Here is a 12,175-nt window from a genome sequence, read left to right as displayed (position 1 = left end):
ATCTGGGTGGTGGGTGCTGGGAAGGGCAAGCGGATGCCGCGTGCCGTGCGCGAGCGGCAGATGATGGACGCCGCGGTGCAGACCTTCGGGCAGCGGGGCTACCGTGCCGCGTCGATGGACGAGATCTCCGAACTGGCCGGGGTCTCCAAGCCCCTCGTCTACCTCTACCTCAATTCCAAGGAAGAGCTGTTCACCGCCTGCATCCGGCGCGAGGCCGGGGCGCTCGTCGCTGCGGTACGGGCCGGGATCGAGCCCGGTGTTCCGGCCGACCGCCAGCTGTGGGACGGGCTGCGGGCGTTCTTCACGCATGTCGCGCAGCACCCGGACGGATGGGCGGTGCTGCACCACCAGGCCCGTACGCACGGCGAGCCGTTCGCCGCCGAGGTCGCCGCGATGCGTGAGGGCCTCGTCGCGTTCGTGACCCACCTGATCGGGGCCGCCGCACGCGAGGCGGACTGCGACTCCGAACTCGCCGACCAGGAGGTGTCCGGTCTCGCCCACGCGCTGGTCGGAGCCGCCGAGTCGCTGGCCGGGTGGGGGAACGGCACGCCTGGCGTCTCGGCGAAGGAGACGGCGGCGACGCTGATGAACTTCGCGTGGGCGGGCCTGGAGAACCTCATGGGCGGGCGGCGCTGGGCACCCTCGCCCTCACGCTCGCCCTCATCGGCACCCTCACGTCGGCTGTGACGGCGTGGGGTCGGCCCGTACGCCGCCCCTGAGGTGGACGCGGCCGTCCTCGCCGCGCAGCTCGAAGTCGTCGCCGGCGGCCGTGCGGGTGGCCGCGTAGGTGACGGTCGCGGGGAGCAGCACCGGCGCCCTGAAGTCGGTCCGTACGTACGCCGCGTCGGCGGGCCGCAGCTCGGCGACGCAGCGGGCGAAGGTCCACATGCCGTGGGCGACGGTGCGGGGGAAGCCGAACGGCTTCGCCGTCAGCGGGTGCAGGTGGATGGGATTGAGGTCGCCGGACGCGAGGCCGTAGCGGCGGCCCAGGTTGCCCGACAGGTCCCAGGTGGCGACGGCGGGCAGCGGGGCCGCGGGTTCGGCGGGGCTGGTGCGGGGCGCGTCGGTGCCGGTGAGGCCGGTGAGGCCGGTGAGGCCGGTGTGGGCGGGGTGGCCGGCGTGGCCCGTGTCGGTGCGGTGCCGGGCCAGGTACGTACTGCGCGACTCCCAGACCACGGGGCCCTCCAACCGCGCCTGGGTGACCATAGTGACCTCGGTCCCGCGCCGGTGCGGGCTCAGCTTCTCGGCGTACACCGTCAGTTCGGGCCGGTCGTCCGGGTACAGCGCGCGGTGGCGGGTGATCGTGATGCTCGTGTGCACCAGCCCGGTCAGCGGCAGCGGGAACGCGCGGCGCGCCATGACGCGCAGCGCCAGCGGGAAGGCGAGCACGTGCGGATACGTGAGGGGGAGCGGCGCCGTGCCGGAGAAGCCGCAGACGCGGGCGTACGCCGCGAGGTGTCCGTGGTCGATCCGTACGCCGGGCCGGGTCAGGCGGGTCGCGGGGAGCGGCGCGTCGGCCGAGATGCTCCGCCTGCGGGCGAAGGCGAAAGGAAGAGTGTCATCGGCCATGGTCCCGGGCCCCCTACGGCATCGTAACCTTACTTCTCAGTAAGGTTACTGAAGGGTCAGCTCCTGGTCGAGATGCCCGACCGGCGGAGAAGGCCCGCAACCGGACCCGCCCCGGTGCGGGTGGACGGGTCGCGGGCGTACGAACCGGCCGACGTCTCAGCAGTTGCCCCGCGTCGCCTTCCCCGCGAGCCGGTCGTCGAGCCAGTCCATCGCCGGCGGCGCACCCACGGTCACTCCGCCGACGTGACTGAGCAGCGGGTGCGGGCGCCACTGCACCTTCACGCCTCTACCGCACCAGTCGGCGCGCAGCTTCTTGCCGACGGAGTAGGGGATCAGCTCGTCGAGGCCGCCGTGGTAGAGGTAGACCGGGTGGTCGGGGGCGCGCGTGCCGACGTTCGATTCGCCCAGCCGCCGCTTCCAGTCGGGCTGTCGCAGGGGGTTCTTGACGGTGACGTCGGAGATGCGCTGGAAGAGCCCTGCGACGGTGTCGACGGCGACGCAGTTCCTCTTCATGAAGTCGACGTACGTGCGGCCCTTGGCGTTGAGGTACGTGTCGAGCTGCAGCTCGGGAAACGCCGTCTGCTGTCCGATGGCGGCCATGAGGATGAGCCCGGCCCCGATGTTGCCGTCGTTGAAGTCGGCGACCTTGAGCAGGTCGGCGGCCACGCCGCCGGTCGCCGTGCCCTTGACCGCCAACTCGGGGGCGTACGACGCGTGCAGCTCGGCGGCCCAGCTGGAGGCCTGGCCGCCCTGCGAGTACCCCATGAGCCCGACGGGCGACGCGTCGCTCAGTCCGGCCCGGCCGGCTTCCGGATGGCGGAGGGCGGCCCGGGCGGCGTCGAGGACGGCCTGGCCCTCGGCGCGCCCGACGGTGTACGTGTGGTCACCCGGGGTCCCGAGGCCTTCGTAGTCCGTCACGGCGACGGCCCAACCGCGCATGAGCGCCTGGTGAATGAGGTCGCCCTCGGCGGTGGTGCCCCTGGGGAACCCGGCGCTCGGCGCGCAGTCGTCGGCGAGCCCGACGGTCCCGACGGCGTACGAGACGAGCGGCCGCGGCCCCGTCCGGCCGTCGGTGGGCACGATGACGGTGCCGGACACGACGTTGGGCTCGCCCTTGGCGGTGGTGGAACGGTAGGTGATGTGCCAGGCCTCGGTGCCGGTGGGCCGGCCGGGCATGGCCCGGAAGGACGTCGGCACGGAGCTGACGATGTCACCGGGCGCGCCGACGGGGGCGGCAGCGGGCGGCGCTGCCGGGCCGAGACCCTGCCCTGTCGCCGAGGGGCCGGCGGCACCGGTGACGGCGAGCGCGGCGAGGGCTGCGAGGGGGGCCGCGACTCTGTTCCGGCTCAGGCTCCGGTTCCGCTTCCGGTTCTGAATGTGACTCGTACTGATACGGCTCATACGACTCTCCCAACGTTGCGACGGAGCTGGGGTCGTCGGCCGAGGCGGTAGTGACTGACCGGTAGGTACGGAACTGATCGGGAATCCCGGTTTCGCTGACCCCGGATATCAACGACGCAGCCGGGAGTCAGGACGCGGGCGAGGTGATCCTTTCGGCGCAGCCCGCCGTACGCGCAAAGGCAGGAGCCCCGTTCCCTGCGGGGACGGGGCTCCTTGGGTACTGCTACTTCCGACCGCGATCCGGTCGGCCCGGGCGCAACTAGGCCGGGATGACGTTCTCCGCCTGCGGGCCCTTCGGGCCCTGCGTGACGTCGAAGTTCACGACCTGGTTCTCCTCAAGCGAGCGGAAACCAGACGCGTTGATCGCGGAGTAGTGGACGAAGACATCCGGGCCGCCGCCGTCCTGGGCGATGAAGCCGAAGCCCTTTTCAGCGTTGAACCACTTCACGGTTCCGGTAGCCATAAAGCCCTCCTTGGGCCAAAGGGTTGCCCTGCTCCAGAACCTGCAAGAAGTCTGAAAACTACAAAAGCCTGCGGCGTCACATTCTCCGCAGGCTCTGTACTGCAAGGGAAACCAAACTGCAACTTGCGGCGAGCGTAGCACGCACCTTCCGGGGAGCGGTAGAGGGAAAGATCACGTCACCCGGAAGTTTGACGAATGCCTGACGGGAGCCTTGTGGGGGCCTTTTGGAGGTCACCTGGAGGTCACCTTGAAGCCTCGGCAGGAGACGCCCGCAGGGTGCCGCCAGGTCGCCGGGATGCAGCCAGGATCGAGCCAGGACGGAGCCCCAGGGCGGAGCCGGGACGGAGGCGGGACGGAGGCGGGACGGAGGCGGGCAGGAGCCGGGCGGACGGCCCGAGCAGCCCCCCCCCAGCCCACCCCGCGCTCCCGCCGCCCCCGCCGTCGGGCTGCCCGTCCCGCAGGGTCTAGCCTCGCGATGTGGACAATTCAACTGCTGCCGACCACCGTCGCAGCCGGCCACGTGTCGGCCACATCCAGTTCCTGAACTGCCTGCCCCTTTACTGGGGGCTGGCCCGTACCGGAGCGCTTCTCGACTTCGAGCTGTCCAAGGACACCCCTGAGCGGCTCAGCGAGCAACTGGTGCGCGGCGATCTCGACATCGCGCCCGTCACCCTCGTGGAGTTCCTGCGCCACGCCGACGAACTCGTCGCCTTCCCCGACCTCGCCGTCGGCTGCGACGGCCCCGTCATGTCGTGCGTGATCGTTTCCCAGGTGCCGCTGGAGCGGCTCGACAAGGCCCGGGTCGCGCTCGGTTCGACCTCGCGTACGTCGGTGCGCCTCGCGGAGCTGCTGCTCGCCGAGCAGTACGGCGTACAGCCCGACTACTACACGTGTCCGCCGGACCTCGGCCTGATGATGCGGGAGGCGGACGCGGCCGTACTCATCGGCGACGCGGCGCTGCGAGCGGCCCTGCACGACGCGCCCCGGCTCGGTCTTGAGGTCCACGACCTCGGCGCGATGTGGAAGGAGTGGACGGGGCTGCCGTTCGTCTTCGCGGTGTGGGCGGCGCGCAGGGACTACCTGGCGCGCGAGCCGGACGTGGTGAAGAAGGTCCACGAGGCGTTCCTGGCCTCCCGCGACCTGTCCCTGGAGGAGGTCGGGCAGGTCGCCGAACAGGCCGCCCGCTGGGAGGCCTTCGACGCGGAGCTGCTGGAGCGCTACTTCACGACGCTGGACTTCCGCTTCGGTCCCGACCAGCTGGCGGGTGTACGGGAGTTCGCCCGCCGCACCGGCCCGACGACCGGCTATCCGGCGGACGTCACGGTCGAACTCCTCGGCTGAACCCCGGTCACACCCGGACGAGGTGCACGCCGCCGCCGCAGAGTTTGCGCATGTCTTCGGTGTCCGAGGTCAGCATGGCGACCGGGCCCTGCTGGCGGAGGGCGGCCTCGGCGACCATTGCGTCGATGGCGTACTTGTGGCCGTGCAGGTTCGCGTCCCTGAGGAGTTTGGCGGCGGCGCGGGATGCCTGCTCAGTGAGCGGTTCGATCTTGATGCCGGAGAGCAACCAGTTCAGTCGCGCCATGTCCGCCCTGGCGTGAGTGACCTCGATGATGGTGGCCGCACTGATCGCCAGATCGGCACCCAGTTCCTGGAGCCGCAAGATCTGGGCGGATACCTTGCGGTCGCGGGAAACCCATCCCGACAGACCCTCACTGTCGAGGACGACGGTGGAGAAATGCATGGTCATGCCGTCTCCGCCTGGGCGGTGTCCTTCGACTCGGACGTGCCGAAAATCTCCGCGTCGGCCTGCGCCAGCTCCTCTACGGTGAACGCGCCGTACTCCTCCTGATAGCGCGCCAATTCCTGTGCGACGAACTCCCGCCGGAGCTGCCGGGCGACGGCATCCGCGACGTACCCCGAGACGTTGTCCGTGATCTGCTTGAGCGCTTCGACCTGCTTGGCAGGGAGCGTGATGGTGACGCGTGCTGTGTCGGCCATGCGGCGAGCGTACTGCGATGCACTCCTACCCGCCAACGCCGCGTCAACCGGGCGCCCGAAGGTCACCCGACCCGCTGGCGTAGGCTGAATCAGTCCGTCCAGACCCCCGCCGAAAGGTACAACCCGGTGACCGAGAACGCCGACAGGCAGTCCGTCCTCGACCGTGCCGCGGAGGGTGGGCGGATCACCCCCGAGGAAGCGCTCGACCTCTACCGCCACGCTCCGCTGCACGCGCTGGGCCAGGCCGCGGACGCAGTGCGCCGTCGCCGGTACGCCGGGACCGAGCACATCGCGACGTACATCATCGAGCGCAACATCAACTACACGAACTCGTGCGTCACCGCGTGCAAGTTCTGTGCCTTCTACGCCGCGCCCAAGAGTGACAAGGTGTGGACTCGCGACCTCGACGACATCCTGCGCCGCTGCGCGGAGACCGTGGAGCTCGGCGGCACGCAGATCATGTTCCAGGGCGGGCACCACCCGGACTACGGCGTGGAGTACTACGAGGAGCACTTCGCGGCGATCAAGGCCGCGTACCCCCAGCTGGTGATCCACTCGCTGGGCGCCTCCGAGGTCGAGCACATGGCCCGGATCTCCGGCGTCAGTGCCGAGGACGCGATCCGCCGCATCCACGCCGCCGGCCTCGACTCCTTCGCGGGCGCCGGTGCCGAGCTGCTGCCCGAGCGGCCGCGCAAGGCCATCGCGCCGCTCAAGGAGTCCGGCGAGCGCTGGCTGGAGATCATGGAGCTGGCGCACCGGATCGGCGTCGAGTCGACGTCGACGATGCTCATGGGTACGGGCGAGACCAACGCCGAGCGCATCGAGCACCTGCGCATGATCCGCGACGTGCAGGACCGGACGGGCGGCTTCCGGGCCTTCATCCCGTACACCTACCAGCCGCAGAACAACGCGCTGAAGGGGCAGACGCAGGCCACGCTCTTCGAGTACCTGCGGCTCATCGCCATCGCGCGGCTCTTCCTCGACAACGTCGCGCACATCCAGGGCTCCTGGCTGACGACCGGCAAGGAGGTCGGCCAGCTGTCGCTGCACTACGGCGCGGACGACCTCGGCTCGATCATGCTGGAGGAGAACGTCGTGTCCTCGGCCGGCGCCAAGCACCGGTCGAACCGGATGGAGATCATCGACCTCATCCGCAGGTCGGGGCGGGTGCCCGCGCAGCGCACCACGACGTACGAGCACATCGTGGTGCACGACGACCCGGCGAACGACCCGGTCGACGACCACGCCGTCTCGCACCTCTCGTCGACGGCCATCGAGGGCGGCACCGCGCACCCCGAGCTGAAGATCCTCAGCGCGAGCTAGTGCTGACCCTTCACCGGCCGCTCGGCGGCGTCGTCCGGGTGCCCGGCGGGCGCCCCGACGCCGGGCACGCCGTCGTCGTGGACGGGCGGCGCCTCGCCGCGATCGGGCCGTACGAGGAGTTGTACGCGGAGCTGTACGCCGCCCACGGCGACCGGGTACGCGTCCGCGAGTGGGCCGGTGTGCTGACGCCGGGCCGCTGCGAGCCCGACGCCGTCGCGCTGCTCGAAGCAGCCTACTGGCCCGACCCCCGCGAGGCCGACGCCCTCGGCACCGAGCCGCTGGCCGGCCCCGCCCTCGACGCGCTCGGCATGACGCCCGCCCGATGGGGCGCGAGTGCCCGGCGCGGGGTGCAGCGGCTGCTGGCGTGCGGCACGACCGTGCTCGCCGGGCCGTTCGCCCGGCCCGAGGTGCGTGCGGCGGTCGAGCGGTCCGGCATCCGCCAGTACGCGGGGGCGCGGGAGCCGCGCCGGGCCCTCGCCACCGATTCCGGGGCCGACGGGGCCGCTGACTTCGCCGTGTTCGCGGACGACGGGCGGTGTCTGGTCACGGTCCTGGACGGGCGGCTGGTCTTCCGCGGCCGGGTGTGACCCGTCGGGCCGCGCCGGCCGCCTCGGTACGTACTGCTTGAATACGGAGCATGACCCGCGCATCCCTGGACAAGCAGCCGCATGAAGTCGCCTCGATGTTCGACCGCGTCGCCGCGAACTACGACGTCACCAACGACGTGATCTCGCTCGGGCAGAGCAGGCTCTGGCGCAAGGCCGTCGCCGCCGCCGTGGACGCCCGGCCGGGCCAGAAGGTGCTCGACCTGGCCGCCGGTACGGCGACCTCGTCGATGCCGTTCGCCGCGACCGGGGCGTTCGTCGTGCCGTGCGACTTCTCGCTCGGCATGCTCAAGGAGGGCAAGAAGCGCCACGCGTACCTGCCCTTCACGGCGGGCGACGCGACGAAACTGCCCTTCAGGGACGGGACCTTCGACGCCGTCACGATCTCCTTCGGACTGCGCAACGTGCAGGACACCGACCAGGCGCTGCGCGAGCTGTACCGGGTGACGAAACCGGGTGGGCGGGTCGTGATCTGCGAGTTCTCGCAGCCGACGTGGACGCCGTTCCGGACGGTCTACCTGGAGTACCTGATGAAGGCGCTCCCGCCGGTCGCGCGGGTCGTCTCGTCCAACCCCGAGGCGTACGTCTATCTCGCCGAGTCGGTCCGCGAGTGGCCGGACCAGCCCGCCCTGGCAGCCAGGCTCCAGAAGGCGGGCTGGGCGAACGTCGCCTGGCGGAACCTGACAGGCGGGGTCGTCGCGCTGCACCGCGGCACCAAGCCCCAGTAGGAAGGGCGGGCGTCGTGGACTACCAGGCGGTCCTGGAGCGGGTCGCGGCGGAGGTCGCACCGCAGCTCGGCAGCGGGCGCCCCGCCGAGTACATCCCGGCGCTGGCGGCGGTGGACCCGTACCGCTTCGGCATGGCCATCGCGGACGTGGACGGCAAGGTGTACGGGGTTGGGGACTGGCGGCGTCCCTTCTCCACCCAGTCCATCACCAAGGTCTTCACGCTCGCCCTGGTGCTCGCGGCGGGCGCCGACGACCTGTGGGCCCACGTCGGCCGCGAGCCGTCCGGCAACCCGTTCAACTCCCTGGTCCAGCTGGAGTACGAGAACGGCATCCCGCGCAACCCGTTCATCAACGCGGGCGCGCTCGTCGTCACCGACCGCCTCCAGACGCTGACCGGCGACGCGAGCAGTGAACTGCTGGAGTTCCTGCGGGAGGAGAGCGGCAACCCGGAGCTGACCTTCGACCAGGAGGTCGCCGACTCGGAGACGGCGCACGGTGACCGCAACGCGGCGCTGGCGCACTTCATGGCGTCGTACGGCAACATCACCAATCCCGTCCCGACTCTCCTCGACCACTACTTCTGGCAGTGCGCGATCGAGATGAGCTGCGCCGACCTGGCCCTGGCGGCGCGCTTCCTGGCCCGCCACGGGCTGCGCGCCGACGGCTCGCGGCTGCTGACGCGCAGCGAGGCGAAGCAGATCAACGCAGTGATGCTGACGTGCGGGACGTACGACGCGGCCGGCGAATTCGCCCACCGGGTCGGGCTGCCGGGCAAGAGCGGGGTGGGCGGCGGAATCGTGGCGGTGGTGCCGGGGCGGTGCACGCTGTGCGTGTGGAGTCCGGGGCTGGACGCGCGGGGCAACTCGGTCGCGGGTGTGGCGGCCCTGGACCACTTCACCACCCTGACGGGCCTCTCGGTCTTCTGACCCGCGCGCGGTCTGTGCGGCTGCGGGTGGCGGGGCGGGGGCCGCGCTCTGCACGGGGCTCCGCCCCGGACCGTCCCCAAACGCCGGACGGGCTGGGTTTGCCCCGTTGGCTCGCTTGCGCCGGACGGGCTGAAGGTGCCCGGGGGCCCCGGCCCGGAACGGGGCGCTGTTGACCCCGCTTCGCCTTTCGCTGTGGCGGGAGGGGACGTGTCAGGTCGCTCCCCGCAGGGTGTCGAACACAGTCCTGGCTTTGCGAACCGGTTTGGCCGCACGTTCGGCACCCGAGGAGACGGCCCGGCGCGGCCCCGACCCCCGTGCGGGGGCCTTGCCCCACCCCGCCCTTCCCGTACCGCGGCTCCGCCCCTGCCCCGGGCCTCAAACGCCGGACGGCCCGAATTCGCCCGAAGCCCCGTTTTCCCGAACCGAGTTGACGGGAACCTCCCTGGCGGGAAGATGAGTCAGTTCAGACGAAACCGGCCTTCACGCCCAGTTCACCCCGCGCCCCACGGAGCCCCCATGCCGTCGCACTGCCCGAATTGCGCAACCCCGGCACCCGACGACGCCCGCTACTGCATGCGGTGCGGGTACGAACGGCCGGAGCCGGAGTACGTCCCGCCCACGCCCGACGCCGTACCGCTGGACGCGATGGAGACGTCCACCGCGCCCGCACGCCCGCCGCAGCCCACCGCGCACCCCCCGACGTACGCCCCGGTGCATCCTCCCGCCGGACCCGCCGGACCCGCCGGACCCGCCGGACCCGCCGGACCCGCCGTACCTGGAGGTCCCGCCTCCGCACCCCGGAACCGGCGGCCCGTCCTCCTCTGGGCCGGCACCCTCGCCGCAGCCGTCGTCATCGGCGGCGGCGCCACCGCCGGCGTGCTGCTGCTCAAGGACGACGGCGACGAAGCCACCACCAGCCGGACGCAGGACGACAAGCCCGCCGTACCCACGACCGACCGCCCCACCACTCCGGCCTCGCCCGCGACCTCAGCCACGCCGACGACGCCCGCGCCGACGCAGAAGCCGGCCCCGTCGCAGACCCCCGCACCGCCCACTCCCGAGACCCCAAGCACCCCACCCAGCGACCCCGGTTTCCGGACCGTGACCGACCCCGCCGGCTTCTCCCTGGCCGTGCCGGAGCTCTGGTCGCGTACGAACGCCGAGCGCGGCCAGATCACGTACGCCGGCTCCACCGGCATGGAGCACCTGCTCGTCGGCGTCGTTCCGAACGCCCCGTACGCCTCCTCCTACGACAACTTCCTCACCCTGGAGGAGAACGGCCGCACCAAGCAGCGCGACTACCAACGGCTGCGTCTGGAGCGCAACACCTTCCAAGGCCTGCCGGGTGCCATCTGGGAGTTCACGTACACCGACAAGCAGACCGGCGAGACCGTCCACGCCGTCGACCAGGGCTACATCGCCGTGAACGGCACGGACTACTCGATCTACACGAAGGCCAGGGACCGGGACTGGCAGTACGCCCGGCAGACCTTCGACACGGCCCTGGCCACCTGGACCCTCGACTGAGCCGGGCGCACGTGGTCGCCGGGACCCCTTACGGCCTGGTGCGCGATGGGGGACGGGCCCGCGACGCCGGCTACGGCACCTCGCCGTCCTTCTTGAGCCGGCGGACGACCTCATCGGACACGCGGCGTTGCAGTTCGGCGAGTTCCTCGGCGGTGTACGCACCGAGGTCGCCGCCATCTCGGCGGGGCGTTGCGCTCTCGCCCTTCTGTTTTTCTTTCTGTTTCTGTTTCTCCTGCTCCTTGCGTTTGAGTTCCTGTTCCTCCGGCGAGCCGGGCGTTGCGTACGCACACCGGATGAGCGCTCCGTCGGCAGTCTTCAGGCAGGTCGCCTCACGGCCGGCGACCTGGCCTCTGCCCTCCACCCGGTACCGGATGTTCTGCTCGCTGCCGACGGTGGCCGTCCAGGTGCTGCCGCCAGTGGGAACGACCTCGAACACCGTGTCGCCGTTGTAGCAGCAGGCGTCCCGGTACTCGGCCTTGATCAATGCGACGAGTGCCTTCGGTGACGACCACGTCGGAATGAGCCGGTGGACGGTCATCGGGGCGAGCCCGCTGCCCTGATGCCGGGTCGGCACCGTCGACACGGCCACGACGGAGCTGGCCTCCCCCTGCGGCGTAAGGGGGGTGACGTACGCGCTGCGCCCGATCGCTTCGCGGTACCGCAGGGTGAACTCCGACTCGTTTCCCTCATTGGCACCGTCTTCGGACGCGTCCCAACCGCTGCGCTCGAACCACCAGTCGGTGAAGCTGCCGACCGCGGCCGTGCCTTCCCGCTGCCGGGCCGCGATGCTCATCGGATAGGACGGGCCGGGTACAGCGGCGGTGTCGGTGGTGATCGTGAGCTTTCCGGTTCGCCCGTTGTAGAGCGCGAGTCCGGCGGGTCGTTCGGTCACCACCAGGAGCCCGGTCTGGCGCTTGAGGGGGACGACCACGATCGGTGCGTCGCCCGAGCAGGTCACGTAGGCGTCGTCGGCCTCGAAACGTACCCCGCGCTGCTGGGCCGAGATCTTCCGGCCGAGGTTGTGGTTGAACCAGCCGCCGATCCGTGCGTCCGCCGCCTCCACGTCGAACGAACAGCGCTGCTGGTTACGGCTGTTACCGCCGAGCGGGATGTCCTGCACGAGGCCGACTTCGTACCCGGACAACCAGCCACGCCGTTCGACCAGGGTCGCGAACCTGTCCGAGTCGGGCAGGTACGTGATGTCGGAGATCTCGCCGGTGACATCGCCCAGGTGCGGGGCGGCCTGTGCCTCACCGACCAGGTAGGGCGCTCTGGCTGTCAGCTCGGGCACCGGCCCGGTCACGATCTGCACGTTGTCCATGTACGCGCGGTCCTGGAGGTACGCGCCGTACACCAGCCACCAGACCGTGATCCCCAGCCCGAGGACGGCGCCCAAGCATCCGAGGGCCGCCGCCGCGTTTCCCTCGCCCGCGTCATGCCTCTTCCCCCGGAGCCGCTTCACCACCAGCCGCGGCAGTGCGGCTAGGGCGAAGGCCAGCAGCGGCACGGCCAGCCAGAAGAAGATCTTCCGTAGTTCCCAGACCATGATCGTGGTGAGGTACGAGGCGTACCAAAGCGCGAGACCCAAGAGAAGAACGGGAATCCCCACCCGCAGTGCCCGACCCATCAGCG

The 12,175-nt window shown here is 70.9% G+C and carries 13 protein-coding genes; 7 read left to right on the top strand and 6 right to left on the bottom strand.

The features are described from left to right. Positions 1 to 9 precede the first annotated feature (9 nt). Positions 10 to 687, top strand: a complete 678-nt coding sequence (locus ACU6WZ_RS11450) for a TetR/AcrR family transcriptional regulator (protein WP_447033095.1) — start codon at positions 10 to 12, stop codon at positions 685 to 687. Here ACU6WZ_RS11450 and ACU6WZ_RS11445 read toward each other — a convergent pair. The 3 genes from ACU6WZ_RS11445 to ACU6WZ_RS11435 all read right to left on the bottom strand — a co-directional run bounded on the left by ACU6WZ_RS11445 (position 673) and on the right by ACU6WZ_RS11435 (position 3,433). Continuing rightward, on the bottom strand, positions 673 to 1,569 hold the full coding sequence (locus tag ACU6WZ_RS11445) for a MaoC family dehydratase (RefSeq protein ID WP_447033093.1): 897 nt from the start codon (positions 1,567 to 1,569) through the stop codon (positions 673 to 675). The genes ACU6WZ_RS11450 and ACU6WZ_RS11445 overlap by 15 nt on opposite strands. Before the next feature lie 156 nt (positions 1,570 to 1,725). Then, positions 1,726 to 2,970 carry a lipase family protein gene (locus ACU6WZ_RS11440; RefSeq protein WP_447033091.1) on the bottom strand — a complete coding sequence of 415 codons (1,245 nt, stop codon included), beginning with the start codon at positions 2,968 to 2,970 and terminating at the stop codon, positions 1,726 to 1,728. A 259-nt stretch (positions 2,971 to 3,229) separates the two neighbouring features. Continuing rightward, the gene (locus ACU6WZ_RS11435) at positions 3,230 to 3,433 is read right to left on the bottom strand and encodes a cold-shock protein (protein ID WP_267055735.1); all 204 of its coding nucleotides are present in this window, start codon (positions 3,431 to 3,433) and stop codon (positions 3,230 to 3,232) included. Between the two features lie 477 nt (positions 3,434 to 3,910). Here ACU6WZ_RS11435 and ACU6WZ_RS11430 point away from each other — a divergent pair, with 477 nt between their 5' ends. Next, the gene (locus tag ACU6WZ_RS11430; RefSeq protein WP_447033090.1) at positions 3,911 to 4,774 is read left to right on the top strand and encodes a menaquinone biosynthetic enzyme MqnA/MqnD family protein; all 864 of its coding nucleotides are present in this window, start codon (positions 3,911 to 3,913) and stop codon (positions 4,772 to 4,774) included. A gap of 7 nt (positions 4,775 to 4,781) precedes the next feature. On the opposite strand, the gene ACU6WZ_RS11425 is transcribed toward ACU6WZ_RS11430, so the two are convergent. Together ACU6WZ_RS11425 and ACU6WZ_RS11420 are read right to left on the bottom strand one after the other, a co-directional pair. Then, complete coding sequence (locus tag ACU6WZ_RS11425) at positions 4,782 to 5,183, bottom strand: PIN domain-containing protein (RefSeq protein ID WP_447033088.1); 402 nt, start codon at positions 5,181 to 5,183, stop codon at positions 4,782 to 4,784. After that, positions 5,180 to 5,434, bottom strand: coding sequence for a hypothetical protein (locus tag ACU6WZ_RS11420; RefSeq protein ID WP_447033086.1), 255 nt, complete (start codon positions 5,432 to 5,434; stop codon positions 5,180 to 5,182). The genes ACU6WZ_RS11425 and ACU6WZ_RS11420 overlap by 4 nt, the downstream gene beginning before the upstream one ends. Positions 5,435 to 5,560: 126 nt before the next feature. On the opposite strand from ACU6WZ_RS11420, the gene mqnC reads away from it, so the two are divergent. The 5 genes from mqnC to ACU6WZ_RS11395 all read left to right on the top strand — a co-directional run bounded on the left by mqnC (position 5,561) and on the right by ACU6WZ_RS11395 (position 10,543). Further along, the gene (mqnC, locus tag ACU6WZ_RS11415) at positions 5,561 to 6,757 is read left to right on the top strand and encodes a cyclic dehypoxanthinyl futalosine synthase (protein WP_447033085.1); all 1,197 of its coding nucleotides are present in this window, start codon (positions 5,561 to 5,563) and stop codon (positions 6,755 to 6,757) included. Continuing rightward, positions 6,757 to 7,344, top strand: coding sequence for a hypothetical protein (locus ACU6WZ_RS11410; RefSeq protein WP_447033084.1), 588 nt, complete (start codon positions 6,757 to 6,759; stop codon positions 7,342 to 7,344). Before mqnC ends, ACU6WZ_RS11410 begins: the two co-directional genes overlap by 1 nt. A 50-nt stretch (positions 7,345 to 7,394) precedes the next feature. Beyond that, the gene (locus tag ACU6WZ_RS11405; RefSeq protein WP_447033083.1) at positions 7,395 to 8,090 is read left to right on the top strand and encodes a demethylmenaquinone methyltransferase; all 696 of its coding nucleotides are present in this window, start codon (positions 7,395 to 7,397) and stop codon (positions 8,088 to 8,090) included. Between the two features lie 14 nt (positions 8,091 to 8,104). Then, complete coding sequence (locus ACU6WZ_RS11400) at positions 8,105 to 9,016, top strand: glutaminase (RefSeq protein WP_447033081.1); 912 nt, start codon at positions 8,105 to 8,107, stop codon at positions 9,014 to 9,016. A 516-nt stretch (positions 9,017 to 9,532) separates the two neighbouring features. Continuing rightward, a complete protein-coding gene (locus ACU6WZ_RS11395; RefSeq protein ID WP_447033079.1) occupies positions 9,533 to 10,543 on the top strand; it encodes a zinc ribbon domain-containing protein in 1,011 nt (336 codons plus the stop codon). Positions 10,544 to 10,613: 70 nt separating this feature from the next. On the opposite strand, the gene ACU6WZ_RS11390 is transcribed toward ACU6WZ_RS11395, so the two are convergent. Continuing rightward, on the bottom strand, positions 10,614 to 12,131 hold the full coding sequence (locus ACU6WZ_RS11390; protein ID WP_447033078.1) for a hypothetical protein: 1,518 nt from the start codon (positions 12,129 to 12,131) through the stop codon (positions 10,614 to 10,616). Positions 12,132 to 12,175: the final 44 nt, after the last annotated feature.

The sequence above is a fragment of the Streptomyces hypolithicus genome (assembly GCF_052934925.1).
Note: the sequence above shows the minus strand (reverse complement) of the source record. Positions and strands in the feature narration are given on the sequence as shown.